This window comes from Prauserella muralis, from assembly GCF_003202285.1.
GTDB lineage: Bacteria > Actinomycetota > Actinomycetes > Mycobacteriales > Pseudonocardiaceae > Prauserella_B > Prauserella_B muralis.
Map to the genome: position 1 here is coordinate 628,379 of NZ_MASW01000005.1, position 25,217 is coordinate 653,595.

Annotated in this window: 29 protein-coding genes; 11 read left to right on the forward strand and 18 right to left on the reverse strand. The window is 72.0% G+C overall.

The window, feature by feature from the left end:
* Positions 1-7 precede the first annotated feature (7 nt).
* Both BAY60_RS23750 and BAY60_RS23755 read right to left on the reverse strand, forming a co-directional pair.
* Positions 8-691: a LiaF transmembrane domain-containing protein gene (locus tag BAY60_RS23750; RefSeq protein WP_112283233.1), complete on the reverse strand. Its 684-nt coding sequence runs from the start codon at positions 689-691 to the stop codon at positions 8-10.
* Positions 688-1,395: an AMIN-like domain-containing (lipo)protein gene (locus BAY60_RS23755; RefSeq protein WP_112283234.1), complete on the reverse strand. Its 708-nt coding sequence runs from the start codon at positions 1,393-1,395 to the stop codon at positions 688-690. Before BAY60_RS23755 ends, BAY60_RS23750 begins: the two co-directional genes overlap by 4 nt.
* A gap of 143 nt (positions 1,396-1,538) precedes the next feature.
* Here BAY60_RS23755 and BAY60_RS23760 point away from each other — a divergent pair, with 143 nt between their 5' ends.
* Positions 1,539-1,850, forward strand: a complete 312-nt coding sequence (locus BAY60_RS23760; protein ID WP_112283235.1) for a hypothetical protein — start codon at positions 1,539-1,541, stop codon at positions 1,848-1,850.
* A gap of 101 nt (positions 1,851-1,951) precedes the next feature.
* Here the strand turns inward: BAY60_RS23760 and BAY60_RS23765 are convergent, their stop codons facing one another.
* The gene (locus tag BAY60_RS23765) at positions 1,952-2,860 is read right to left on the reverse strand and encodes an AurF N-oxygenase family protein (protein WP_112283236.1); all 909 of its coding nucleotides are present in this window, start codon (positions 2,858-2,860) and stop codon (positions 1,952-1,954) included.
* 108 nt (positions 2,861-2,968) lie between these two features.
* Here BAY60_RS23765 and BAY60_RS23770 point away from each other — a divergent pair, with 108 nt between their 5' ends.
* Positions 2,969-3,664 carry a TetR/AcrR family transcriptional regulator gene (locus tag BAY60_RS23770; protein ID WP_112283237.1) on the forward strand — a complete coding sequence of 232 codons (696 nt, stop codon included), beginning with the start codon at positions 2,969-2,971 and terminating at the stop codon, positions 3,662-3,664.
* Between the two features lie 39 nt (positions 3,665-3,703).
* A complete protein-coding gene (locus BAY60_RS23775; protein WP_112283238.1) occupies positions 3,704-4,198 on the forward strand; it encodes a hypothetical protein in 495 nt (164 codons plus the stop codon).
* A 9-nt stretch (positions 4,199-4,207) separates the two neighbouring features.
* Here BAY60_RS23775 and BAY60_RS23780 read toward each other — a convergent pair whose 3' ends face one another.
* The 4 genes from BAY60_RS23780 to BAY60_RS23795 form a co-directional block, all read right to left on the reverse strand.
* Complete coding sequence (locus BAY60_RS23780) at positions 4,208-4,441, reverse strand: biotin/lipoyl-containing protein (protein WP_112283239.1); 234 nt, start codon at positions 4,439-4,441, stop codon at positions 4,208-4,210.
* Positions 4,438-5,472 carry an alpha-ketoacid dehydrogenase subunit beta gene (locus tag BAY60_RS23785; RefSeq protein WP_112283240.1) on the reverse strand — a complete coding sequence of 345 codons (1,035 nt, stop codon included), beginning with the start codon at positions 5,470-5,472 and terminating at the stop codon, positions 4,438-4,440. Before BAY60_RS23785 ends, BAY60_RS23780 begins: the two co-directional genes overlap by 4 nt.
* 9 nt (positions 5,473-5,481) lie before the next feature.
* On the reverse strand, positions 5,482-6,456 hold the full coding sequence (locus BAY60_RS23790; RefSeq protein WP_112283241.1) for a thiamine pyrophosphate-dependent dehydrogenase E1 component subunit alpha: 975 nt from the start codon (positions 6,454-6,456) through the stop codon (positions 5,482-5,484).
* Between the two features lie 85 nt (positions 6,457-6,541).
* A complete protein-coding gene (locus BAY60_RS23795; RefSeq protein WP_112283242.1) occupies positions 6,542-7,279 on the reverse strand; it encodes an IclR family transcriptional regulator in 738 nt (245 codons plus the stop codon).
* Between the two features lie 140 nt (positions 7,280-7,419).
* Here BAY60_RS23795 and BAY60_RS23800 point away from each other — a divergent pair, with 140 nt between their 5' ends.
* The 3 genes from BAY60_RS23800 (at position 7,420) to BAY60_RS23810 (ending at position 9,259) form a co-directional block, all read left to right on the forward strand.
* A complete protein-coding gene (locus BAY60_RS23800; RefSeq protein WP_112283243.1) occupies positions 7,420-7,728 on the forward strand; it encodes a hypothetical protein in 309 nt (102 codons plus the stop codon).
* Positions 7,729-7,791: 63 nt separating this feature from the next.
* On the forward strand, positions 7,792-8,763 hold the full coding sequence (locus BAY60_RS23805) for a DNA polymerase domain-containing protein (RefSeq protein WP_112283244.1): 972 nt from the start codon (positions 7,792-7,794) through the stop codon (positions 8,761-8,763).
* Between the two features lie 133 nt (positions 8,764-8,896).
* Positions 8,897-9,259 carry a hypothetical protein gene (locus tag BAY60_RS23810; RefSeq protein ID WP_112283245.1) on the forward strand — a complete coding sequence of 121 codons (363 nt, stop codon included), beginning with the start codon at positions 8,897-8,899 and terminating at the stop codon, positions 9,257-9,259.
* Between the two features lie 19 nt (positions 9,260-9,278).
* On the opposite strand, the gene BAY60_RS23815 is transcribed toward BAY60_RS23810, so the two are convergent.
* Together BAY60_RS23815 and BAY60_RS23820 are read right to left on the reverse strand one after the other, a co-directional pair.
* Positions 9,279-10,256: an alpha/beta fold hydrolase gene (locus tag BAY60_RS23815; protein ID WP_112283246.1), complete on the reverse strand. Its 978-nt coding sequence runs from the start codon at positions 10,254-10,256 to the stop codon at positions 9,279-9,281.
* Positions 10,257-10,374: 118 nt separating this feature from the next.
* Positions 10,375-11,550: a 4-hydroxybenzoate 3-monooxygenase gene (locus BAY60_RS23820; RefSeq protein WP_112283247.1), complete on the reverse strand. Its 1,176-nt coding sequence runs from the start codon at positions 11,548-11,550 to the stop codon at positions 10,375-10,377.
* Positions 11,551-11,699: 149 nt separating this feature from the next.
* Between BAY60_RS23820 and BAY60_RS23825 the strand changes: the two genes are divergently transcribed.
* Positions 11,700-12,536, forward strand: coding sequence for an IclR family transcriptional regulator (locus BAY60_RS23825; RefSeq protein ID WP_112283248.1), 837 nt, complete (start codon positions 11,700-11,702; stop codon positions 12,534-12,536).
* Between the two features lie 7 nt (positions 12,537-12,543).
* Here the strand turns inward: BAY60_RS23825 and BAY60_RS23830 are convergent, their stop codons facing one another.
* The 4 genes from BAY60_RS23830 to BAY60_RS23845 all read right to left on the reverse strand — a co-directional run bounded on the left by BAY60_RS23830 (position 12,544) and on the right by BAY60_RS23845 (position 16,679).
* Entirely contained in the window at positions 12,544-13,671 is a 1,128-nt protein-coding gene (locus tag BAY60_RS23830; RefSeq protein ID WP_112283249.1) for an ABC transporter permease, read from the reverse strand.
* A 2-nt stretch (positions 13,672-13,673) separates the two neighbouring features.
* On the reverse strand, positions 13,674-14,558 hold the full coding sequence (locus BAY60_RS23835; protein WP_112283250.1) for an ABC transporter ATP-binding protein: 885 nt from the start codon (positions 14,556-14,558) through the stop codon (positions 13,674-13,676).
* Positions 14,559-14,643: 85 nt separating this feature from the next.
* Complete coding sequence (locus tag BAY60_RS23840; protein ID WP_425466483.1) at positions 14,644-15,342, reverse strand: response regulator; 699 nt, start codon at positions 15,340-15,342, stop codon at positions 14,644-14,646.
* Complete coding sequence (locus BAY60_RS23845) at positions 15,339-16,679, reverse strand: sensor histidine kinase (protein WP_112283252.1); 1,341 nt, start codon at positions 16,677-16,679, stop codon at positions 15,339-15,341. The genes BAY60_RS23840 and BAY60_RS23845 overlap by 4 nt, the downstream gene beginning before the upstream one ends.
* A gap of 89 nt (positions 16,680-16,768) precedes the next feature.
* Between BAY60_RS23845 and BAY60_RS23850 the strand changes: the two genes are divergently transcribed.
* Complete coding sequence (locus BAY60_RS23850) at positions 16,769-17,665, forward strand: potassium channel family protein (protein ID WP_112283253.1); 897 nt, start codon at positions 16,769-16,771, stop codon at positions 17,663-17,665.
* An 18-nt stretch (positions 17,666-17,683) separates the two neighbouring features.
* Here the strand turns inward: BAY60_RS23850 and BAY60_RS23855 are convergent, their stop codons facing one another.
* Positions 17,684-18,226 carry a DUF421 domain-containing protein gene (locus BAY60_RS23855; protein WP_112283254.1) on the reverse strand — a complete coding sequence of 181 codons (543 nt, stop codon included), beginning with the start codon at positions 18,224-18,226 and terminating at the stop codon, positions 17,684-17,686.
* 358 nt (positions 18,227-18,584) lie between these two features.
* On the opposite strand from BAY60_RS23855, the gene BAY60_RS23860 reads away from it, so the two are divergent.
* The 3 genes from BAY60_RS23860 to BAY60_RS23870 all read left to right on the forward strand — a co-directional run bounded on the left by BAY60_RS23860 (position 18,585) and on the right by BAY60_RS23870 (position 20,217).
* Positions 18,585-18,932, forward strand: coding sequence for an STAS domain-containing protein (locus tag BAY60_RS23860; protein ID WP_281272763.1), 348 nt, complete (start codon positions 18,585-18,587; stop codon positions 18,930-18,932).
* 39 nt (positions 18,933-18,971) lie between these two features.
* A complete protein-coding gene (locus BAY60_RS23865) occupies positions 18,972-19,217 on the forward strand; it encodes a hypothetical protein (protein WP_170160524.1) in 246 nt (81 codons plus the stop codon).
* Positions 19,218-19,374: 157 nt separating this feature from the next.
* Positions 19,375-20,217, forward strand: coding sequence for a YihY/virulence factor BrkB family protein (locus tag BAY60_RS23870; protein ID WP_112283256.1), 843 nt, complete (start codon positions 19,375-19,377; stop codon positions 20,215-20,217).
* An 11-nt stretch (positions 20,218-20,228) separates the two neighbouring features.
* Here BAY60_RS23870 and BAY60_RS23875 read toward each other — a convergent pair whose 3' ends face one another.
* From BAY60_RS23875 to BAY60_RS23890, 4 genes are read right to left on the reverse strand one after another with little or no spacing between them, the layout of a single operon-like run.
* The gene (locus BAY60_RS23875; protein ID WP_112283257.1) at positions 20,229-20,936 is read right to left on the reverse strand and encodes an AMIN-like domain-containing (lipo)protein; all 708 of its coding nucleotides are present in this window, start codon (positions 20,934-20,936) and stop codon (positions 20,229-20,231) included.
* Positions 20,937-20,953: 17 nt separating this feature from the next.
* The gene (locus BAY60_RS23880) at positions 20,954-21,985 is read right to left on the reverse strand and encodes a cytochrome d ubiquinol oxidase subunit II (protein WP_112283258.1); all 1,032 of its coding nucleotides are present in this window, start codon (positions 21,983-21,985) and stop codon (positions 20,954-20,956) included.
* Entirely contained in the window at positions 21,982-23,355 is a 1,374-nt protein-coding gene (locus BAY60_RS23885) for a cytochrome ubiquinol oxidase subunit I (RefSeq protein ID WP_245992774.1), read from the reverse strand. Before BAY60_RS23885 ends, BAY60_RS23880 begins: the two co-directional genes overlap by 4 nt.
* A complete protein-coding gene (locus BAY60_RS23890; RefSeq protein WP_112283259.1) occupies positions 23,356-25,137 on the reverse strand; it encodes an MFS transporter in 1,782 nt (593 codons plus the stop codon). It abuts the gene before it with no gap.
* Between the last annotated feature and the right edge of the window lie 80 nt (positions 25,138-25,217).

A 25,217-nucleotide genomic window follows, 5' to 3' on the forward strand; every position in this document is an offset into this window, starting at 1 on the left:
CGAAACGTCACCCGGCCACCACCGCCTTCTTCGGCTCGTGGGTCACCTCGACGCCGCCCAGCACGGCCGTGGCGTTGATCCTCAACAGCGGGGCATCGGCGAGCAGCACGGGGTCGTCACCGGCCGTCTTGTCGTCGAAGCCGCCGAGCACGGGCAACCCGCTCACCTCGACCCGCCAGCCCCGGGGCACCAGGATCTGCACGCCGCCGCAGAAGGCGAAGACGTCCACGGTGGCCTCCCGATCGATGCGTGCCTGGCGCAGGTCGAGCGTCGCGCCGCCGAAGACGGCCGACACGTCCGCGTGTTCGAGATGCTGCGACCGGTCGATGGTCTTGGCTCCGCCGAACAGGACCATCGACTCGCCACGGCCGGTGCGGCGCCTGCCGTGCCCGCGGAGCACGCCCGCCAGCAGAACGGCGCCGAACACGACGAGCAGCGTCGGCCAGAACAGGTCCTCGTCGGTCCAGTCCTGGGTGCCCGCCAACAGCACGACCCCGAGCGCCGTCACCACCACGGGCATGATCGAGATGCGGCGCTGCGACCACATCGCGGTCAGGCCGAGACCGATCATCGCCAACGGCCACCAGCGGCCGATCGTGGACCCGGCGTCCGGGCCGCCCGCGGCATCGACGATCCCGAAGACACCGAGGGCCAGGAGCACCAGTCCCAGCCATATCCGGACGAGTTTCATGACGAGCCTCCCTGGCTGTGTGCGATGTCCACCACGACGCGGCGGACCTGGTCCCGGCCGGCCAGCACGGTGAAGGCGCGCATCGGCAGCTTCGCGCGGACGCCGACGGCGAAGCTGCACTGGCCTTCGAAGAACCCGCCGAAGCGCACTTCCCGCAACGTCCGCCACCCGGCCAGCTGGTGCGGGGTGTAGAAGTGGTCGCCGGTCCTGGCGAGAATCCGCCCCGGCTGGTGGCCCTGCTCGTCGAAGCCCTGCGGAGGTGTCCGCACCACGACCTGCAGCGCCGCGCCACCTGCGACCGGGATCGGGTGCCCGGAGCCGTCCGCCGTGGGAACCGGTACGTAGCGCACGTCGAAGCCGACCGGTGAGGGCCCGTTGATGTCGAACACCACGCGGTCGAAGCAGGCGTGCCGTCCAGCACGGACGCGGTAGAGCGCCTCGCGCGACCAGCCTGCCTCCGTGTCCGGCGCGGTCGTCCAGTTCCGGGTCTCCGGGCACTGGGCCGGAGCCGGCGGCCGGGTGACGGCCGGCGAGGTCGCGGTGGGTTGTGGCGACGGCGCGCTCGACGGCGGCGAGGTGGTCGCCGTCGTCGCGGACGGGACCGAGGGCGGACCGGGTGGTCCGGCCTGGTCGCCTCCGGAGCAGGCTGTCACCGTCACCGCGAGCGCGATGGTCAGCGCGGCCAGGGCCGTGGTTCTGCGCATGTTTCGGAGCATGCACCAGCGCGCCCGGCGGAATCAGGGACCAATGGCTCGAAACGGACGGCGATGGTCCCTGGCCGGCCGGGGCAGGGCTGCGGGACCGTTCCACCTACGACGGCCACGTCGTCCCCGGAGTGGAGCCAACCATGATCGAGGAACTGCAGTACTACGCGGCACCGCGCCGGTTGCCGCGCGAGGCCGTGCGGCGGCTCAACGACGCCGACACCACCTGCCAGCGGGTCGAACTCGCCGTGACGAACTCGGGCGATCGGCTGGGCGCCGAGTACCGCACCCGGCTCGAGGCCGCGGTCCGGGAGGTCCGCGGAGCGCTGAGCAAGCGGGACGCCGAACTGGCCGCGCAGCGCGCCGAGGTACTGGAGATCGTGCTGGAGGAGGCCGGTGACCTCCTGCCGCTCGGGTACGCGAGCGGGCTGGTCGACGCCATCCGTGCCGGCTGAGGTGGCAGGCAGGACGAGACCGCGCTCCCCGGGGGCGAGGACGGTCTGCCAGGGCCCCCTGCGCCCGGGCAGGCCGCCTCGCGGCTTCGGCTCTCGCCGCCTCAGATCATGTGCACCTTCTGGTACAGGGCGATCGCGGGCCGGGTGAGCAGGCCCGCCTCGGCCAGGAAGTCCATCAGCCCGCCGCAGGCATGGCGCATCATCGACTTGTGGTGCTCGTTGGCCTTGACGGCGGCCAGTGCGCGCTCGGTGTCGAGACCGGCCGCCCGGTACACCCCGGGGTTGACGAGACTGCGCACGATGAAATAGGCCGCCGCCGCGATGAGCCGGGCACTGCGCCGCCTGCGGGCCGCGCTCACACCCTGCATGTGCTCGCGGACCTCCTGCCGGGCGAACTTCATGTGCCGCGACTCCTCCACCACGTGGATCTTCGAACTGGTGCGCACGATGTCGAGCACGTTCTCGCCGCGCATCCAGTCCCGCTGCATCACGTCGAGGACCTCCTCGGCGACGAGCGTGGCGCCGTAGGCGACCTCTCCCCTGGCGACGGACTTGAACAGCCGGGCCGCCTCGACCACCACGCGAGCCGGGAAGTAGGCGGGCACGCCGACCTTCTCGCAGATGCGCGCGAACATGATCGAGTGCCTGCACTCGTCGGCGATCTCGGTGAGCGCGAACTGGAAGTCGGGCTCGGCCGGGTTCTTCACGTACTGATCCCGCAGGATCATCTGCTGCAGGATCATCTCGAACCAGATGCCCGTGCTCATGATCGAGCACACCTCGTGCCGGGTGAGCGTGATCCGCTGCGCCTCGGTCATCTCGTCCCACAGCGGCGTGCCGTAGAGCGTGCTCCACTCCGGGTTGAGCCCGTAGCCGTCGGCGGGCAGCGGCGCGTCCCAGTCGATCTCGGTGGCGGGGTCGTAGGACAACTGGGCCGACGAGTCCAGCAGACGCCGGGACACGTCGTCCTCGGCGGCGTGGCGGCCGTTCCTCGCGGCGGCTGTGGTCATCGTCCGCACCTCCTCGTGCTAACCCGGACTCTCGGTAACAGGAACATAATGTACCTGCTATCTCCGGGTCCGTACACCCGGGCACGGCGGCCCGATAGGCTGACCGCGATGAGCAGCTCGCCGGCACCTTCCCCGGCCGCCCGCCGGACCGACGGCCGCGCGGCTCGCTGGGCGGGCCAGCGCGAGCGGCGCAGGCGCGAGTTCGTCGACGCGGCGCTGCGCGCCGTCGCCGCCCACGGGCCCGAGGTGTCCACCGAGCAGATCGCCGAGGAGGCCGGGGTCGCGCGCACCCGGCTGTACAAGTACTTCACCGACGCCGCGGACCTGCAGGCGGCGATCGCCGACCGGGTGGCGGAGCTGATCACCGCGGAGCTCGCGCCCGCCTGGAACCCGCACGGAACGCCGATGCAGGCCATCGCGGCCGCGATCGGCGCGCACACCACCTGGCTGTCCGAACACGGCGACCTGTACCGGTACCTCACCATGCACTCGCTGTCGGCGCAGGCGGGCGGCCGCGACGCGGTCACCGACGTCAAGACCGCCATCGCCCGCAACCTGACCGCGGTGTTCGAGCACTACCTGGCGCTGTTCGGCCTCGACGTGCGGGCGGCGGAGACCGTGGCCTTCGGCCTGGTGGGCCTCGTGGAATCCAGCACCTCCCGGTGGCTGGAGAACCCGCGTGGCGTCAGCCGTGACGAGCTGGCCGGGCTGCTCGAGCGCTGGGTGTGGCGGATCTTCGACGACACGCTGCGGGCGGGCGGTGTCGAGCTGGACCCGGACGCGCCGCTGCCCGCCCCGGGCTGACGAGGGTTCGGCGGGGCCGGGCGGGGGTACCAGCCTGGGATGAACGGCTACCTCGGCATCTACCTCAACGACCAGCTCGCGCTGGGCGTGCTGTGGCGCGAGCTGGCGCGCCGCTCGCAGCGGAGCAACCGCGGGACCGACCTCGGTGAGGCGCTGGGCTCCGCCGCCGACGGCATCACGGAGGACGTGGAGACCTTCACCGCGATCATGCGCCGCCTCGGCGTGCGGCCGAACCCGGTGAAGACGACGCTGATGCTGGTCGGCGAGCGGATCGGCAGGCTCAAGCCCAACGGCAGGCTCCGTTCGTACTCGCCGCTGAGCCGGTTCACCGAACTGGAGATCCTGATCATGGGCATCGACGGCAAGAAGCAGCTGTGGACCACGTTGCGCGACCTCGCCGACGTGCCCTCCCGGCTGCCCGATGTGGACTTCGACCGGCTGATCGAGCGCGCCGAGCAGCAGCGCCGCCTGCTGGAGCCGTTCCGTGTCCAGGCCGGTGCCGAGGCGTTCGGGACCCGGCGGCCTGCCGCGTGAGCGGCGGGCTCAGTCGATCCGCGCGATGAGGCTGCCCTGGCGCAGCACGTCGCCCTCCTTCACGAGCAACCGCACCACCCCCGACGCCGGGGCGGGCACCTCGACGTCCACCTTGTCGACGGCGACCTCGGCGAGCAGGTCCCCCTCGGAAACCTGCTCGCCGTCGGCCACGAACCACGTCGCCACAACGCCCTCGGCGTCCGGGTCCTTGGCCGACACCGCGGGGAACGCGACCTCGGTCATGCGCCGACCAGCCTGCGCACACCGTCGCGGATGCGGTCGGCCGTGGGCAGCACGGCGTACTCCAGCGACCGCGCGTACGGGATCGGCACGTCGGGCACGCACACCCGCACGGGCGGCACGGTGAGCAGGGCAGGGTCGCGCTCGGCCACCCTGGCGATCACCTCACCGGAGAGCCCGTACGACAGGTAGTCCTCGTCGACCACGAGCAGCCGGCCGGTGCGGCCCACCGACTCGAGGATCGTGTCGGTGTCCAGCGGCACCAGGCTGCGCAGGTCCACGACCTCGCACTCGACCCCGTCGGCGGCGAGCTCGTCGGCGACGTCGAGCGCGCGGTGCACCGACAGCGACAGCGTCACGATCGTCACGTCGCGGCCGGACCGGACCACGCTGGCCTTGCCGATCGGCACCTCGTACTCCTCCTCGGGCACGGGTGCCAGCGACCGAGGGTTCTTCGCCATCCACGGCAGCCCCATGACGCCCTTGTGGAACATGTAGACCACCGGGTTGTCGTCACGGATCGCCGAGACCATCAGCCCCTTCGCGTCGGCGGGCGTGCTCGGCACGACGATCTTCATGCCCGGCAGGTGGGCGAAGGTGCCCCACAGGCACTGCGAGTGCTGGGCGCCGTCGGAGTAGCCGCCGCCCACGGCCGTGGTGAGCACCATCGGCACCCTGACGTTGCCGCCGGACTCGAAGTGGATCTTCGCCATGTGGTTGTAGATCTGGTCCATGCACACGCCGAAGAAGTCGACGAACATCAGCTCGACGATCGGGCGCATGCCCTCCACGGCCGCGCCGATGGCGGCGCCGATGAACGCGGTCTCGGAGATGGGCGTGTCGATGATCCGCTCCGGCCCGAACCGGTCCAGCAGGCCCGTGGTGGAGCTGAAGATCCCGCCGTAGGCGCCGACGTCCTCGCCGAGCACGAACACGTCGGGATCGCGGTCCATCTCCTGCGCGATCGCCTCGACCATGGCCTTGGCGGTGGTGAGCTTGCGGCGCGACGGCGCCGGTGCGTCGGTGACGGTCATGGCGGCTCCTTACGCGAACACGTACTCGGTGGCGGACTCCGGTGCCGGTTCCGCGCTCTTCCTGGCGAAGGCGATGGCGTCCTCGACGCGCTCCCCGGCGTCCTGCCTTGCGGCACGCACGTCCTCGTCGCCGAGCACGCCGTCCGCGCGCAGCTGCTGCTCGTAGGTCGGGATCGGATCGCGCCCCGGCACGCCCTCCAGATCCGTCCGGTAGGCCTGCGCGTCCCCCTCGAAATGGCCCCACAGGCGCAGCGTGTGCACCTCGAGCAGGCTCGGGCCCTCTCCCGCCCTCGCCCTGGCGACCGCGCGGCCCGCGGCCTCGTGCACCGCCTCCACCGAGTTCTCCTCGACCCGCTCCCCCGGCATGTCGTAGCCCGCGGCACGCACCGCGTTGGACGTGACGCAGGTGGACGCGCTGCGCGGCACCGAGATGCCCCAGTCGTTGTCCTCCACGACGAACACGACCGGCAGCTTCCACAGCGAGGCCAGGTTGAGCGACTCGTGGAAGCCACCCTGGTTGGCCGCGCCCTCCCCGGTGACCGCGACGGCGACCCGGTCGGTGCCCCGGCGGTGGAAGGCCAGCGCCTGCCCCACCGCGGGCGGGTAGCCCTCGGCGATGATCCCCGAGCACGAAAAGTGGGTGTCCGGGTCGAACAGGTGCATGTGCCCGCCGCGGCCCCGGCCGAGACCGTCGACGCGGCCGAAGATCTCCGCGGCCATCCTCCGCAGGTCCACCCCGTGCGCGATCGCCAGGTGGTGCGGGCGGTGGGTCGCGGTCACCGCGTCATCCGTGGTCAGGTGCGCGCACACCCCCGCAGCGACGGGCTCCTGGCCCGCGGACAGATGCATCTCACCGGGGATGGCCCCGGCCCCGATGTCGAACACCGGCTTCTTGTCGGCGTGGTACTCCCGCAGGATCGCTTCCTCGAAGGTGCGGATGAGCACCATCATGCGGTACAGATCCCGTCGTGCCTGTGCGTCCATGACACCTCCCGCCATCGCAGGAGTCCACTGTCCGGCCGTGCGCCACCGCGCGACAACGGCGCGGTTTTCAGATGGTGATACGGGCTCAGCCGGGCAGCACCATGGCGCGCGCCAGCCGGTCGGCGGCGCGCTTGAGCGCGTCGGTGCCCACCGACGCGTCACGGCGGGCGGGCATCGAGATCGCGACCGCGCCGAGCAGCCCCGGCGCGCGCACGGGCACGGCGACGCAGGCGGTGCCGAGCAGGTACTCCTCCCGGTCGGCCGCCACGCCCCCTGGCGCGCACAGCCGCCGCTCCAGCAGCCGCCGGTCGGTGACGGTGTGCGGGGTGAGGTCGACCAGACGGTGCCGGGACAGGTAGTCGTCCCGGCGTGGCCGGTCCAGGCAGCCCAGGATGCACTTGCCGAAGGCCGTGGCGTGCCCGGCCTCGTGCACGCCCACCCACAGGTCCACCCGCGGTGTGCGGGGCCCGTCGGCGACGTCGAGCAGTTCGATCTCACCGTCGGCGTACACGGACAGGTACGCGGCGCCGCGTACCTCGTCGCGCAGCGCGGCCAGGGCGGGCCGCGCCCGCGTCACGGCGGTCAGCCTCGGGTCCCGCCTGCCGAGCGCGTCCACGCGGTCGCCGAGCACGTAGCCGTCGGCGAGCTTGCGCAGATAGTCCTCGTGCACGAGCGTGCGCAGCAGGTGGTACGTGGTCGGCAGCGGCAGGCCGAGCGCGCGCGCCAGGCCTTTCGCGGTGGCGGGGCGCTCGCTCGCGCCGACGGCATCCAGCAGGTGCAGTGCGCGCCGCACCGACCCGATCAGCGTGGGAGCCTCGCTCACCCGGCACCTCCCGACCTCGTCGCCGCAGTGCCACCCCAGCATCCTGCGGGCCCCCGCCCCCTGACAAGTGCCCGAACGGCGGGCAAGACAGGGACCAACGACCCTGGGCCGGGCACGCCGCCAGGTCGCACCATCAGGGCATGACGAGGACACCACTCGCCGCTGCCCTGCCCACCGCACAGATCGAGGTGGGCCCCGGTGTGGACCCGGCTTCCCTCGACCACGCGCTGGCCCGGCTGCGAGCCCTGCCGGGCCCGTGCCGTGTCGACTCACTGACCGTGCGACTGACCCGCACCCACCATCCAGCTCTTCCCGACGGGATTCTCGCCGACGCCTCCGCGGTCAGCGAGGGACGCACCGTGCGCGCTCGAGCCGTCGCGAAGTGCCCGCGGGCCTCGGTGGACACACTCGCCGCTCGGCTGGTCACGGCGCTCGCCAGGCCTCGCTAGGAACCCACGGCGACAGCCAGGTCGCCGGTTGACCGGACCTCGCGGGATGACCAGGGTAAGGGCATGAAGGGCACCGAAGAGCGGCACGGCGTGGCGCTGACCAATCTGGACCAGCCGCTGTTCGCCGACGCCGGCGCGACCAAACGCGACCTGGTCGACTATCTCGACGCCGTGGCCGACCGGATCCTGCCGGAGCTGCGCGACCGGCCGCTGTCGGTCATGCGGGTGCTGCGCGGGCAGAAGCCGTTCATGCAGAAGAACCTCCCGAAGTACACGCCGGAGTGGGTGCCGAGGGTGGCGCTGTGGGCCGAGTCGTCGCAGCGGGAGGTCTCCTACGCGCTGTGCAACGACCACGCCACCCTGCTGTGGTTCGCCAACCAGCGCGCCGTCGAGTACCACCCGACACTGATCACGGTCGGCGACGACGGCCCCCGCCCGACGCACCTCGTGCTCGACATCGACCCGCCCGAGGGCGAGTCGTTCCCGGCCGCCGCCCGCTCCGCCCACCTGGTGCGACAGGCACTCGCCGACGCGGGCCTCGGCTGCGCGGTGAAGACCAGCGGCGCCAAGGGAGTGCACGTCGTCGTGCCGGTGGACGGGCGGACACCCATCGAGGACGCGGCCGCCGCCACCCGCGCGCTGGCCGCCCGCGCCGAGCGCCTCGACCCTGAGCTCGCGACCACCGCCTACATCCGCGAGGACCGCGGCGGCAGGGTGTTCCTCGACTCGACCCGCGCCGGGGGTGCCAGCCTCGTCGCCGCCTACAGCCCGCGGCTGCGGCCCGGCGTGCCCGTGTCGTTCCCCGTACCGTGGGACGAACTCGACCACGTCACGCCCGCCGATTTCACGCTGCGCACCGCGCTGGACCGGCTCGGCGGGAGCAACCCGTGGGCGGCATCGCTGCCGCCTCCACAGTCCATTCCTGCCGACGTCGTCGAGGAGGGGCACACGATCCCGGTCGCGAGGGTGGCGGCGATGCACGAGGGCAAACGCAGGGCCCGCGCCCGCCGGAACGCCGACCGCCACGCGGGGTGAACCCCACCCGTGTCGCCGACGCACCCGCCGCGCCGCGCACTGTCTCACCCTGAGCCTTCTCCGGGCACAGTCAGGGCAGACGTCCGGACCATTCCCGATCCTCGGCCGCAGCGCGCGGCGTAACGTCACCGGCATGGTCGATCGACGGCGAAGGGTCCCACTCGCCGCGCAGGACTGGCGGCGCAGTCTGCACGGGCTGCTCGCACCCGCGCGCAGTGTCGTGGCCCTGCTGCACCGGCGACGGCCTCGGCAGGTGCTCGGTCTGCTCGTCAGCCTGCCGATGTGCGGGCTGTCCGTGCTCGTCTGGTTCCTCGTCGCCCGTATCGCGACCTACGGGCTGTTCTGGAGCGGGGGTGAGCACAACGACGCCTGGGGCGGTCCCACGCTCGCCGGCGCCTGGGCCGTGCACGCCGTGATCGCGCTGGCGATCACGCTCGTCGCGATGGCCCTGCTCGCGCCGCTGACGCGGCTGCACGACAGGCTCATCGCATCCTGATCGGCGCACTGTGCCGGCGTCACGCACGGGCCACCGACCTGCGTCCACACGCGATCCGGTCGAGGATGCGGACGTAGTCTCCGAGGCGCGCCGCGCTGACCAGATGCGCGCAGTCGAGGTCGTGGACCACGAACCGGTTGCGCGGGGTCAGCCGGTCGGCCTCGGCGATCATCCGGCTCTGCAACGCGGGCGGCAGGATGCGGTCGCGTGTGTGCCGGATGTAGGCCCTCGGGATCCGGCCCCACGCCCGGGGGTTGCCGCGGGCGTCCGTGTCCCCTGTGGACGTCAGCTCGTCCGGCGCCATCGTGTTCAGCTGCGCCAGCAGCTCGGCGTCCGTGCCGTCGTCGAGCAGAGCGTGCTTGGCTGCGGCGAGCAGGGCCTCGTCGGCGGTGCGCCAGTTCGAGCGGATCGCCCCGACCACCGCCGGGTCGGCGACGACGAACCCCAGCAACGCGAGCACCTCGGAGTCCGCCGCCTCCGGAGTGCTCATGTACTCGTTGGGTGTGGCGAGCGCGGTGCAGCAGTACGCCGCGTCGTACACGAGTGTGTCGACGAGCCGGGGCACCTCGTCGGCCACGAGGGTGGCCGTCGCTCCGCCGATGCTGGAGCCGACGAGGATCACCGGGTCGCCGAGCGCGGCGGCGCGCCGGACCACGTCCACGGTGGCGGCGACATGGTCGGCAGGGGTGACCTCCGCCAGTGGTGAACGCTCGGTCGCCAGTGCCGCGAGGTCCTGGGGCGCCTGGTACGAGACGCGGAACTGGCCGTCCGCCTGCCGGTGGCCCGGCAGGTCGACGCCGACGCAGCGGTGCCCGAGCAGCGCCAGCTCGTGGGGGCCCGCCGACACGCCGTTGGCGCCCGCGGCGAAGACGAACGTGCAACGCCGGCGCCGCCCCGGCGAGTGGGCTGCGGCGACGGCCGGGCCGCCGGCCACGCTCACCGCCGCCGCGCTCGCGACGGCGCCTCCGAGGACGGTTCTGCGGGTGTGCGTGGTCATGGCGGCCTCCAGACGGGTCCGATGTGGCCAGTGCACGGTAGGCCGCCGGAACCTGCGCACACGTCACCCTCACGTCGGGTGCCGCGTCATCCGCGCGACGGAGCCGCCGGTCGCGGGTTCAGCGGTCGAGAGGCCAGCCGGTGTAGGCCTGCGCCAGGTGGGTGGCGCCCGCCGTGCTGCTGGTGACCAGGTCGAGCTCGCCGAGCTGGCGCCGCACGTCGAACGGCGTGCTGTCCGGATGGGTGTGCAGCATGGACGTCATCCACCACGAGAAGTGCTGTGCCCACCAGACGCGCCGCGACGCCGTGGGCCCGTAGGCGTCCAGCAACTCGGTGGAGCCGGTGCTGAAGAACGAGTCCAGGGCCCTGGCCAGCACCACGACGTCGGCGATGGCGAGGTTCAGGCCCTTCGCTCCGGTCGGCGGCACGGTGTGGGCGGCATCGCCCGCGAGCAGCAGCCTGCCGTAGCGCATCGGCTCGCAGACGTAGCTGCGCATGGGGATCACGCCGCGGTCGAAGATCCGTCCCTCGGCAAGCCGGAAACCGCCGCCTGCCACGCGCGACTGCAGCTCGTCCCAGATGCGGTCGTCGCTCCAGTCGTCCGCGTTCTCCTCGGGGTCGCACTGGAAGTACATGCGCTGCACCTGCGGGGTGCGGGTGCTGATGAGCGCGAAGCCTCGCTCGGAATGGGTGTAGATCAGCTCCTCGGACGAGCGGGGCGCCTCGACCAGGATGCCGAACCAGCCGAACGGGTACGCGCGGAAGTAGTCGGTGCGCTCGGACTCGGGGATGGTCCACTTGCTGACGCCGGACGAGCCGTCGCAGCCGGCGATCACGTCGCACCGCAGCTCCACCGGGGTGCCGTCGGCGTCGGTGAACGCGATGACGGGCGCGTCGGAGGTGACGTCGCGCAGCGACACGTCCCGTGCGCCGAAGCGGATGTCGGCTCCCTGCTCCAGCCGTGCGGCGATAAGGTCCTTCAGCACCTCGTGCTGCGGGTACAGCCACACCGAGCGCCCGGCCAGCTTGGCGAAGTCGATGCGGTGGCCCTCGCCCTGGAACCGCAGCTGGACACCGTCGTGCTTGGCGCCCTCGGTGATCGCCCTGGCGCCGACGCCGGTCTCCACGAGCAGGTCCACGGTGCCCTGCTCCAGCACCCCGGCCCGGATGGTCGCCTCGATCTCCGAGCGCTCGCGCGTCTCGACGATGACCGAGTCGATGCCGTGGGCGGCCAGCAGGTGCGACAGCATCAGCCCGGCGGGTCCGGCGCCGACGATTCCGACTTGAGTTCGCATGGGCCGACTAAACTCCCTCGGCCCGGCCGCGAACAAGCCCCGGTTTCCGGCCAGTGGAATCACCCGGCCACCGACGGCTGTCCTGTCGGAGGATCGGGCCGGTGCTTTCCGCTCAGCGATACGGTGGGCCGGAACCTCGGGAGGCGGAGATGGCAGGAAACACGCGGTCGCCGGGCCAGTCGGTGACCGCTCGCGCGCTGGCGCTGCTGGGCGCGTTCGACGTGGCCCATCCGCGCCTGCCGCTGTCGGAGCTGGCGCGGCGGGCAGGGCTTCCGGCCGCGACGGCGCACCGGCTCGCGGGTGAACTCGAGGCCTGGCGGGCGCTGGACCGCGACGACGACGGCTACTACCGCATCGGCCTGCGGCTGTGGGAGGCCGGGCTGCTGGCACCCGTGTCGGGCAGGTTGCGCGAGATCGCGATGCCCTTCATGCAGGACCTCTACGAGGCCACGCGCGAGAACATCCACCTGGCGGTCCGCGACGGCTTCGACGCCCTCTACGTCGAGAAGCTGTCCGGGCACCGCTCGGTGCCGATCATCTCCCGCATCGGCACCCGGCTGCCGATGCACTCCACCGGCGTCGGCAAGGCCCTGCTCGCCTACGCCGAGCAGCCGTTCGTCCACGCCTACTGCGAGCGGCCGCTGCCGCGCTACACGCGCTACACGATCAGCGAGCGCGGCAGGCTGCTCCGGGAGCTGCGGCTGACCACCGAGCGGGGCTATGCCCTGACCACCGAGGAGATGACGCTGGGCTCGTGCTCGGTGGCCGTGCCCATTCCCAGCGAAGAGGGCGCGCCCACGGCCGCACTCGGCATCGTCGTGCACTCGGCGCGTGCCGAGCTCCCCCGTCTCGTGCCCGCACTGCGCAGGTCGGCCGAGGCGATCGCCCGCAGGATGGCCGAGACCGCCGACGACCCGGCGCCGGGTTTTCTGCACGACCTGCCACCGCTGTCGGCCCGCGCCAACCCGCGCGCCGACAGCGGGTGACCGGCACTCAGTCCTGCCGGGCCCAGGCCTGCGACAGTGCGACCTTGCCCCTGGTCTGCAGCAGGGACCCGGAGTACACCCTGCTCGCCAGCAGCACGATCAGCACGACCGTCGCGGCCAGCACGCCGAGTGCCACCAGCGGTTCCCACAGCTGTGCCTGCCCGATGAACAGCCGCACCGGCATCGCCACGGCCGAGGAGAACGGCACGAACGACAGCACCGTCAGCACCGTGGCGTTGTCGGAGAAGAACATCACGCCGAAGTACGGTCCCATCACCAGCAGCATGGCCAGGCTCATGCTCGAGCCCAGGTCCTCCTGCCTGCTCACCAGCGCGCCGGCGACCGCCCACATGGCCGCCAGCAGGACGAAGCCCAGGCACAGGAAGGGCACGAACCAGCCGAGCGCGGGCGCGATCACCGACAGCAGCCGTTCGTGGCCGCCGAGGTTCAGCGCGATCGGCGCCGCCACGGCCAGCACCACCACCTGGCCCAGGTTCAGCAGCGAGTGGCCGAGGATCTTGCCGGCCAGCAGCGCACGCACCGGCACCGTGGCCACGAGGATCTCGACGACGCGGGTCTGCTTCTCGGTCACCGTGCTCTGCGCGATCGCGGCCCCGCCCATGCCGCACAACAGGAACACCAGTGCGAACACCATGATCGCGACCTGCCGCTGTCCCTCACTGACGTCCGCGGGCTCGAGCAGGTCCACCGGCGGGGACGTGCTCAGTGCGCGCACCACGTCGCTGGGTGTCTCGGTCAGCGCGACGACGCGCACGCCCGTGGCCGACTCGCCGGTGGCATCCGGCACGACGGCCGCCTCGACCTCCTCGGCGCGCACGAGCCGTTCCGCCTCGCGTGCGTCGGCGACCTGCCGCACGTCGAGCTCGGCCCCGGCCAGCGCCTCGGCGGCCCTCGGCCCCGCGGCGGCCACGCTGGTCTGCCCGCCCCCGAACACCGACGGCAGCACCGCCAGCGCGAACAGCCCGACCACCAGCACCCCGAGGCCGATCCAGAAACCCTTCATGCGCAGGAAGGTCGTCATCTCCCGCTCGGCGACCAGCCACGTGGCCGAGACGAACGGCACGCCCTGCTCGCGGTCGGTGTCCTCCCGCGATCCCGGTGTCGTGACGGTCATGGTCAGATCGCCTCCTTGAAGATCTCGTCCAGCGTCGGAACGACCGGCGTGAAGCTGCGCACCTCGCCGCGCCGCAACGCCGTCTCCAGCACCTGCCTGCCCGGCTGCGAGTGTCCGGCCGGCTCGAAGAGCGCCCGGGGACCGTCCAGCTCGATCACCCGCACGCCCGGCAGATCGCGCAGCCACCCGGCGTCGGTGTCGACGACGAGCTCGAACCGCGCGGTCCCGTAGCGGGCACGCAGCTCGTCCCTGCCGCCGCTGGCCGCGATCGACCCGTTCGAGATGATCACCACGTCGTCGCACAGCCGCTCCACCACCGCGAGCTGGTGGCTGGAGAACAGCACCGGCACCCCGGCGGCCGCGCGGTCCCGCAGGACCGCCAGCACGGTCTCGACGGCGATCGGGTCGAGCCCGGAGAACGGCTCGTCGAGGATCAGCGCCACCGGGTCGTGCACGAGAGCGGCGGCGATCTGCACCCGCTGCTGGTTGCCGAGTGAGAGCGCCTCCAGCTTGTCGCCTGCCCGCTCGGTGAGCGCCAGCTGCTCCAGCAGACGGTCGGTGTTGGCCCGCGCGGCCTCCGGGGTGAGTCCGTGCAGCCTGCCGAACCACGCGATCTGCTCGGCGACCTTCATCTTCGGATACAGCCCGCGCTCCTCCGGCATGTAGCCGAACCGCCTGCGGACCCCCTGGGTCACCGGTTCGCCCTGCCAGATCACCGTGCCACCGTGCGCGGCGAGTACGCCGAGGATGATGCGCATCGCCGTGGTCTTGCCGGAGCCGTTCGCGCCGAGGAACCCGGTCATCCGGCCCGGCCGCACGTCGAACGACACCTCGTCGAGCGCCCGCAGGTCGCCGAAGCTCCTGCTGATCGTGGTCAACCGCAACATGCCAGGAGGGTATGGGGGCACGGGCGGTCCGGGCGTCCGGCGCGGGACCGATCCTGCGGGTCCTCCGCGAGGAGGACCCGCGCCGCTAACCGCCGCCCGGGGCGACGATGCCGTGCTCGTAGGCGTAGACCACCGCATGCGTGCGGTCGCGGACCCCGAGCTTGCTCAGCACCCGCGACACGTGCGTCTTCACGGTCGTCTCGCCGAGGAACAGCTCGGCGGCGATCTCGGCGTTGCTCGCTCCCCGGGCCAGCAGCACGAGCACCTCGAACTCGCGCTCGGTCAGCTCCGGCGGCCGGGCCGGCCGGGGCGGCCGGGGCGGCCGGGGCGAAGGAGCCGGCGGCTCGGCGGCCGCGAACCGGGCGATGACGCGGCGGGTGACCTCCGGCGACAGCAGCGCGTCACCGCGCGCGACGACCCGGACGGCGTCCACCAGGTCCTCCGGTGAGGCGTTCTTGAGCAGGAAGCCGCTCGCTCCGGCCCGCAGAGCCTCGAACAGGTAGTCCTCGCGGTCGAACGTGGTGAGAATGACGACCTTCACCGGGGCGGCGACCGTGGCGAGGATCCGCCGCGTCGCCTCCAGCCCGTCCACACTGGGCATCTGCACGTCCATGAGGACCACGTCGGGCCGGGTCTGCGCCGCGAGCTGGACGGCCTGCTCGCCGTCGGCGGCCTCGCCGACCACCGCGATGCCGTCCTCGGCGCCGAGGATCACGCGGAAGCCCGCCCGCACGAGTTCCTGGTCGTCGGCGAGCAGCACCCGCACCGTCGCAACGTCGGTCACGATGCGGGCAGCTCCTCACTGTCCTCGGCGGCGACGACGTGGCGGGTGGGAAAGCTCGCGCGGACCCGGTATCCCCCGTCGCGGCGCGGCCCGGCCTCCAGGAGCCCCCCGTGCACCCCGACGCGCTCGCGCATGCCGAGCAGCCCGAACCCGTCCGTGCCGTCGGCGCCGTCCGCACTGCCCGCACCCCCCGTCGTGCCCCGGCCGTCGTCGGTCACCTCGACCTCCAGCGCGGTGTCGAGAAAGCGCACCCGCACGTCGGCCCTGCGCGCGCCGGCGTGTTTGACGACGTTGGTCAGCGCCTCCTGCACCACCCGGTACGCCGAGACGGCCACGGCATCGGGCACGACGCGGCGCGTGCCGTACACGCCGGAGGTGACGTCCAGACCAGCTGCCCGCGCGCCCTCCACGAGTTCGGCCACCTGGTCGAGACCAGGCGAGGACGGGTGACTCTCACCCGCGTCGCGGGCCTCGGCGTCCGGCTCGGCCCTGAGCACGCCGAGCAGCCCGCGCAGCTCCCCGATGGCGGTGCGCGCCGTCTCCTCGACGGTGATCAGCGCCGAGCGGGCGAGCTCGCGGTCGCTGTCGAACACCCGCCTCGCCGCTCCGGCCTGGACCCCCATGACGGACACGTGGTGGGCCACGACGTCGTGCAGGTCACGGGCGATGCGGACGCGCTCGGCGACGACGGCGCCCCGGAGGTTCTGCTCCTGCGAGCGGCGCAACCGCTGCGCGCCGTCCTCCAGCTGGGCCTGTCTGCGCGCCGACAACCAGCCCAGGTTGCCGAAGAAGTACGCGGACAGAAAGAACAGCAGGTTGAAGCCGATGCCGTACAGGACGGAGGCCAGCACCGGATCCAGGGGGCCCGCCGCGTCGGCGAAGTCGGGGCTCGGCGAGATCAAGAACCCCACGAGCCCGATGCCGAGCCAGATGAACATCGCCACGATCACCGCCACCCGTGCCCACCGGGCCAGCGTCCGGTTGCGCTCCCACGCGCCGACGGTGTACATCGCGAGGAACACGGCCACCGACGGCATGAGGTTGTCGCCGGTCTGGCGCACCTGCGCCGCGATGAGCAGCGCGCCGACCACGGCGAGCACCGCCAGCGGGTACCGGCGCCGCACCATCAGCGGCAGAGTGATGGCCGCTGCCCACGCGAACTGCTCGGTCAGCGACGGCGCCGAGCCGAAGGTGAAGGCGCCCATGCTGTTGACGAGCACGGTCACGGCCAGCGCCCCGGCGAACACCGCCAGCCCGATCCCGATGTCGGTGCGCTGCTGGGCCCGGGTCGGCGGGGGTCGTTGCCACCGGCTCCACGACAGCTCCGCGTCCTGCATGGGACTCAACGTATCCCATCGGTGCGCTGGCGTTTCCGGCATGCGGCCGCCGGGTAGGCCTGCGCGGACCGTGACCGGGAGGGAGCTGGATGGAGTGGGCCGTGACGGCGGCGGGTGTGCTGATCGTGCTCGCCGCCCTGCGGGACGTGTTCCACACATTGTGGTACCCGAGCGGCCGGGGCCGGATCAGCACCGCGGTGGCGGCACTGGTGTGGAGGACGTTTCAGCGGCTGCCGCTGGGGCCGCGGCTCGGCGCGCTGAGCGGCCCGCTCACCATGGTCGTGGTCGTCGGCACCTGGGCCGGGCTGGTGCTGGTGGGCTTCGCCCTGATCTACTGGCCGCATCTGCCGGAGGAGTTCAGCTACGCGCCGGGGCTGCTGCCCGGCAGGCGGGGCGGTTTCCTCGACGCGTTCTATCTGTCGCTGGTGACACTGTGCACGCTCGGCTTCGGCGACATCGTGCCCACCGCGGACTGGCTGCGCCTCGTCACGCCACTGGAGGGCCTGTTCGGCTTCGGGCTGCTGACGGCCGCCGTCACCTGGGTGCTGCAGGTCTATCCCGCCCTGCGGCGGCGCAGGGCGCTGGCCCACCGGCTGACCCTGTTGCACCGCAGTGACACGGCCGCGGTACTGCCCGAGCTGAACGTGGTGGTCGCGGCGCAGCTGCTCGACGGCCTCGCATCGGACGTCACCGGTGCCCTGCTGGACCTTTCCCAGTACGAGGTGACCTACTACTTCCTGGAGACCGACGAGGACACGGCCCTGTACGCCAGCGTCCACTATGCACTCCGGCTGGCCGAGCAGGGCGGCGGCGACCAACGGCCGGACGTGCGGCTCGCCGCGGCCCAGCTGTCCGGGGCGCTCGCCGACCTGGCGCGGCTGATCGACCGCGAGTTCCTGAAGGTCGGCGGCGACCCGGCCACCGTGCTCGGCAGCTACGCCAGGGACAGGGCGCGCGTCCCGGGGCGACGTCCCGGTGGCCGGTGACCCTTCGCCCGCCGTCGCTCACGTGCCGGTGCCTCCGCGTCGGTCACCGTCCGCGGGGCCGACGACCGTGCGGACCAGTTCACCGACGGGCTCGCCCGCCTTCACGACCGACACGGTGCCCTGCGACTCGTACAGCACGAAACGCACGTCGTCGAGGCTGGTGATTCCCCGGATGCGCAGCGAGGCCCACAGGTCCGACTCGGTGAGCTGGCAGAGCTTGAGCTGTTCGTGGTCGATGACGCCGTCGTGCACCAGCACGCGCACCTTGTGGTCGGTCAGCGCCCGCACGCCCCGGCGGAGCCGGAGCCTGCTGACCACCTCGTGGCACGCCAGCAGCACCACCAGCGCCACGAGCCCCTGCACGAACGCCGTGCCACTCGCGGTGGCCGTGCGGCCGATGATGGCACCCACCGAGACCATGGCCACGGCGTCGTAGATGGTGATCTGACCGGCGACGCGGCGGACGGTGAGCCGTAGGCCGATGAGCGCGGCGAGGTAGAGCAGCGCGATCTTGCCCGCTGTCTGCCCCACGAGGACGGGATCGGTCGTCAGCCAGCTCACGGGAGTTGTCCTTTCGGCGGTCGCTGGACGGATGGGTGATGGCTACCCGGATGGCGCGGAGTCACACCGTTGCCGACCACTGTCCTTTATGTACACACGAGAGACACTCGTCCGGGTGAAGCACCCTCGAATGCCGCAACCACCAGTTGACCGGTGCAATTTGCAGAGTATGTTGGACCTCGCCTGGGAAACAGGCACCGGGCGGCATTTCCGTCCTCTCCGGCGACCGCCTGGCTTCTTCTTTCTGTGGCCCTGGAGGTGACACGTGCCGGCAGGGGTTGAACTCGAACGAGGTGGTCAGCGGCGACCATCGGCCTCCTCTTTGCAGGAGCTTGCCGGCGACGTGGCGCCCGCCAGGGTGAGCCTCACCCGACATCGGCCGTCCTGTGTCGTCGTGTCCGTCTCCGGCTGCCTCGACGCCCGCTCGGTGGACAGGGTCCGCGCCGAGTTGGAGCCGCATCCCGCGCCGGGGACCGACGTTCTCGTCGCCGACTGGTCGGGTGTGTCGTTCTGTTCGGTCGAGGGCGTACGGCTCCTGCTGGACCTGCGGGCCCGCGCCCGGAAGGTCGACGTGCCGTTGCCGCTGGTCGCGCGCTCGCTCGCCGTGTGCCGCCCACTCGAGGTGCTGGGCCTTTCCGGCGAGTTCCGCCGCTTCGACGACCGGACCTCGGCGCTGCGGGCGTTCGCCTGCCGCGACGACGGTTGAGCACCGTTTGCCGCACGACCACGCCGGGTAGCCGGGGCCGTGAGTGTTCGCTGCACCGTGTTCGGGCATCGTTACCGGTTCCGCGCCGAGGGCGCGACGATGACGTGGACGTGCGAGCGTGGCTGCGCCGCGGGCGGGCGCAAGACCTACGCGTCCGCGTCGGAGGCCCGCCGCTACGCGACGGCGTTCGACCGCGAGGACTCCACCGAACTCGGGCACAGGGCGCCGCTGCTCGGCATGTTCCCGCTCCGGCTGCTGCGTGCGATCCGGCGCGGCCGCGAGTGACGTCACCGGGTCGACCCCCGGCGTCCGCGCCGCCACGCGCGGAACCCGGTGGAGACAGCGGCCCCCAGCAGCGCCAACCTCGGATGCGTACCCGCGACAGCGCGGCTCACCGGGCCTGCGCCGATTACGTTTCCGTCGCCGGGTTATCCAGGAAACGATGGGCAGAGGACGGCGCTGGTGGGCGGCGATCAGAAACGTCGTGGACGAGGTCCAACGCGACCAGTTGACGCTGGCCGCCGCGGGTATCGCCTTCTACTCGCTGCTGGCCCTCGTACCGGCGCTCATCGCCGTACTCAGCGTGTTCGCGCTCGTCACCGATCCGCAGAGCGTGCGCGACCAGTTGCAGCCACTCTTCGCGGCGCTGCCCGGGTCGGCCGCCGAGGTGGCCCGCGGCCAGCTGGAGTCGGCCACCCGGCTCGGAGCGCAGGGCCCGACCGTGGGGCTGGTGGCCGGGGCGGCGGGCGTGCTGTGGAGCACCTCGACCGCGATGCGCGCCCTCATCACCGGCCTCACCCGCGCGTTCGACGAGACGGAGACCCGCGGATTCCTGCGGGTGCGCGGGCTGGCGCTGTTGCTCACCGTCATCGCGATCATCGTCGCCGCCGTCTCACTCGGCGCTTTGGCCGCACTGCCGCTGGTACTGGATGTGCTGCGTGTGCCAGGGGACCAGCGCTGGATCATCGGGGTCGCGCGCTGGGCCGGGCTCATCGTGCTGGTCAGCGCGGCGCTGTCGGTGCTGTACCGGTTCGGTCCCGACCGCGACCGGCACCGCCGCCGCTGGTTCGGCTGGGGCACCATCACGGCACTGGGCGTGTGGCTCGCCGGCTCCGCCGGGCTCACCCTGTACGCCGAGAACCTCGCCGACTACCAGTCGACCTACGGCGTCTTCGCGGGTCTCGTCGTGCTGTTGCTGTGGCTGTACCTCTCGGCGTTCGCGGTGCTCCTCGGCGCCGAGGTGGACGCGGAGGTCGAACGCCGGCGCGGCGGTGCCCCCGGGTGAGCGGACACCGCTCAGGCAGTGTGCGCGACGTCCACCACGACCTGCCGGACGCCCCGCTGCTCGTCGAGCAGGGTGAACGCTCGCATCGGCAGCTTCGCCCGGACACCGACCGCGTAGGACGACTGCCCCTCGAACGAGCCTGCGAACCGGATCGCACGCAAGGTCCGCCATTCGGCGAGCTGCTGCTTGGTGTAGAAGCGCTCGCCGGTCTCCGCGAGCAGCGGCGCGTCGCTGCCGTACCCCTGCGCCGGCGACCGAACGATCACCTTCAGCGTGGCACCGCCTACCACCGGCAGCGGCTTGCCGGAGCCCTGGGCGTGCACGACCGGGACGTAGCGCACCTCGAATCCGGTCGGTGCCGCCCCGCGGAGATCGAAGACCATGCGGTCGAAACAGTCGTGCCTGCCGATCCGCACCTGGTTCACGGGCTGCCGTGAGCTGCCCTGCCGGACGTCGGGCCGCAGTGTCCAGTCCTCGGTCACGGCGCAGCTCCCCGGCCGCGCGGGGACTTCGGTGCGGGTGCGGGTCTCGGTCTCCGTTTCGGTGGGGGTGACCGGGCCCCGGCCCGTCGGTGTGGCCTCGGCCGTGGTGGTGCCTCCCGAGGTCGTGGCGCGGGGCGCCGTGGTGTCTCCGGTGACGGATCCGCCCTGGCGGCCGTCACCGCACGCCGCGGTGAACGCCAGTGCGACCGCCAGGGTCAGCGCGCTGACCGCACGCATCAGCGAGCCTCCTCTCCCTACCCGTGGCCGTGTTCCGACTGCCCCCCGTCCGGAGCGGGGCGCTGGAACAGGACGAACATCCAGATCAGTGACGGGATCAGCAGTACGGCGCCGACCGCGGAGACCGCCAGCGCCACGGACAGCACCTCCGGCCGCGCGGACACGTCGTCGATGGCGGTCACGGGGGGCAATACCAGCGGGTACTGCGCCACCGCCCAGGCCCACAGCAGGGCTCCCACGGCACCGCCCGCGCACAGCCGGGCCGCGAGATAGTGGCCGCGCAGCAGCGCCCCCAGGGACGCCAGGCCGCCCACGCCCGACAGCAGCACCACGGGAAGCGCCACGGTCAGGCTCGTCAAACCGTTGAACAGCACCGGAGCGTCGTAGCGCAGCACGACGATTCCGCCGAGCGCCACACCGCCCGCCACGAGCCCGCTGGTCAGGGCACGCAGGCGGAAGGCGCGCAGCAGGATCGCCGAGCCGGTACGGCGCGCGTCGGCACACAGGTAGACGGCCGCGAGATACGCGGCCAGCACGACCGAGAGCACCCCGCCGAGTACGGAGGTGGGATTCCACCAGCTGGTGACGATGCCGCCCTCGCCGATGCCGGGCGGGACCCTGCCGGAGGCGATCCCTCCCGCAACCGTGCCGAGGAAGAAGGGTGTCAGCACCGACGACCCGGCGAACGCGGCGCCGAACAGCCTGCGCTCGCGAAGCTGCGTGCTGGCCTTGCGGAACGCGAACGAGGCGCCGCGCGCGATGATGCCGAGCGCGACGAGTGTCAGCGGGATGTACATCGTGGACGCGACCGCGGCGAACACGGCGGGGAAACCCGTCCAGCACAACACGATGACGAAGATCAACCAGACATGGTTGGCCTCCCACACGGGTCCGATCGACTGCTCGATGAGGTCTCGCTGTGCGGCACCCCTGCGCGAGCCTCCGGCGACCAGGTCCCAGAAACCGCCGCCGAAGTCGGCGCCGCCCAGCAGCACGTAGGCGGTCAGCGCGAGCCACATGAGGCTGATCAGCCAGTCAGCGGCGCTCATGCCTCACTCCTGGGTACCGTCGGTTCGTCCGGTTCCTGCGGGGCCAGGGGCAGCGGGGTCCGCGCCAGCCTGCGCAGGACGTACCAGGTGGCCGCCGTGAGCACGACGTACACGGCGCTCACCACGGCGAGCCCGGTCACGAGTCCGGGTACGGGTGTGACGGCGTCCTCGACGCGCAGCACACCCCAGACGATCCACGGCTGCCTGCCGACCTCGGTCGTGATCCAGCCGGCCTCCAGCGCGAGCACGGCGGCGAGCCCGGACAGCGCGGCGGCACGGTAGAACCACCGGGAGACGGGCAGCCGCTTGCGCCGCCAGCGCACCACCAGCGCCCACGCACCCAGCACCAGCAGGGCCAGCCCCATCGCCACCATCACCTGGAACGCCCAGTGCACGATGTTGACGGGTGGCCGGTCGGCGGGCGCGACCTCGGCGAGGCCGAGGATGGTGGCGTCCGGGTCCCAGTGGGCCAGCAGCGAGAGCCCATTCGGGATCTCCAGCGCATACCGCATCTCCCCGTCGTCGTAGACGCCACCGAGCCGCAACGGCACCCCGCTCGAGGTCTCGTACAGGCCCTCGATGGCGGCGAGCTTCACCGGCTGGTTGGTGGCCAGGAACTTCGCCGCCCAGTCACCCACGCCGATCTGCACGGGCGTGAGCACGGCAGCGACCGTGAACGGCAGCGCGAAGCCGAGCCGGTGGTAGCGGTCCCTCCTGCCCCGCAGCATGGCCACCGCGTAGACACTGGCCATGCCGAACCCGGCGACCATGAAGGCGGCGAGGATCATGTGCACGGTCTGCGGCGGGGTCGCGGGGTTGAACATCGCCGCCCACGGGTCGACCCCGGTGAGAGCCCCGTTCTCCAGGTCGAAGCCCCTCGGCTGGTTCATCCACGCGTTGGCGCACACGACGAAGAACGCCGAGGCCACCCCGGCCAGGCACACCGGGACACCCGTCAGCAGGTGCACTCTCGGCGGCAGGCGGTCCCAGGCATAGAGGTAGATGCCGAGGAAGATCGCCTCGATGAAGAACGCGAAGCCCTCCAGGGTGAACGGCAGGCCGATCACCTGGCCGTAGGTGCGCATCATGCCCGGCCACAGCAGGCCCATCTCGAAACTCAGGATCGTGCCGGACACGGCGCCGACGGCGAACAACACGCCCATGGCCTTGGCCCAGCGGTGCGCGAGCACGCGGTAGGTCTCCTCGCCGGTGCGCAGCGCGCGCCACTCGGCGAAGACGGTGATCGCGGGCATGCCGACGCCGAAGCACGCGATCACGATGTGCCAGCCCAGCGACAGAGCCATCTGGGTCCGCGCGGCCAGGAGGTCGGCGGGGGTCGCCGCCTCGGCGAGTACCTGCCACTGCGCCAATCACGGCCTCCGCTCGCTCTGCTCGTCCCCGCCCGGACCGAACACGCGGTTGGAGAGGCGGCGCGCCCGCCCTGTCCGCACGGCTTCCCGCAGGGCCCTGCCGAACTGGCCCGGCCCCCAGTACCTGGCGCCGACCATCCTGCCGAGCACGTCGCGCCGGGTGGGCCCGTGTGCGCGCAGGGCCCTGTCGATGGCGTCGATCTCGTGCGCCAGGGCCTGTTCCGCCGCCAGCGAACGGTCGCGGATCGGCGGCACGCCCGGTTCGGGGCCGCGCCCGCGCGCAGGCGCGGGCGCCTCCCCCTCATCCTGGCTGTCCTGCGTGCCCTGCTCGCCGCTCTCGGCCTCCTCGGCGGTGAGCGGTTTGGCGATGTCCTCCAGGGACGTCTTCTCCGCACGGACGCCGAACACCAGCTCCGCGAGGCCACCGAGGGCCATCACGGCGGCGCTGACGGCGAAGCCGATGGCCACCAGGCTGCGATCGCCGGTGCCGATCAGCTGGCCGAACAGCAGCGGCCCGACGATGCCGCCGGCGCCGGTGCCCACGGCGTAGAAGAAGGCGATCGCCAGTGCCCGTGTCTCCATCGGGAAGATCTCGCTGACCGTCAGGTACGCGGCGCTGGCACCGGCCGAGGCGAGGAAGAACGTGGCGACGACGAAACCGAGGAACGTCCACTGGCCGCCGAACGAGCTCAGGAACACCCACAACAGCGGCACCGTCAACAGCGCGGAGCCCAGATACGCGATCATGATCATCGGCTTGCGGCCGACGGTGTCGAACAGTCTGCCCAGCGTCACGGGCCCGAGGAAGTTGCCGATCGCGTAGGCGATGATGAACACCGGCACGAAGCCGGAGGCGACGCCGTAGTAGTTGCTGAACAGGGTGCCGAGGTTGAACGTGATGCCGTTGTAGATGAAGGCCTGCCCGATGAACAGCGCCAGGCCGAGCACGGCCCGTTTCGGGTAGACCTTGAAGGCGGTGCGCGCGATCGTGCGGAACGGGATGGTCTTGCGCTGCCGCACGGTGATCGAGGTGTCGGGCTCGTCGAGCGACTCCCCGGTGTCCTGCCTGACCTCGTCCTCGATTCCGCTGACGATCCGCTCGGCCTCGTCCTCCCTGCCGTGGATGAACAGCCAGCGCGGGCTCTCCGGCACGTGGCGGCGCACGACCAGGATCACCAGGCCGAGCACGGCGCCCAGCCCGAAGGCGAGCCGCCAGCCCACGTCCATCGGGAAGAAGGCCGTGTTGAGGAAGAAGATCGCGAGCGCAGAACCGGCCGCGGAGCCCAGCCAGTAGGTGCCGTTGATGACGAGGTCCACCCTGCCGCGCACCCTGGCGGGCATCAGCTCGTCGATCGCGGAGTTGATCGCCGCGTACTCACCGCCGATGCCGGCGCCGGTGAAGAACCGCGCGAGATAGAAGTACCACGGGGCGAACGCGAAAGCCGTCGCCACCGTCGCGGCGACGTAGACGGCGAGGGTCAGGATGAACAGCTTCTTGCGCCCCAGCCGGTCGGTGAGCTGCCCGAAGAACAGCGCGCCGGTGCAGGCGCCGACGATGTAGATCGCGGCGGCGATGCCGATCTGCCCCGGCGAGAGCGGGATGCCGCTTCCCTGTTCGGTCAGTCGTGCGGCCACCGAGCCGACGATGGTGACCTCGAGGCCGTCCAGGATCCATACCGTGCCAAGCCCGATGAGCACCCGCTTGTGGAACCGGGACCAGGGCAGGCGGTCCATCCTGGCCGGGATACGGGTCTCGATCGTCGCTGTCTCGACCGAACTCATGGCCTGTGCACTACCCGTGGTGGCGTCGGCAAAACGCCGGCGGGTTCCCGGCCCGCGGGGCGGGCGGTGTGACGCGCCTC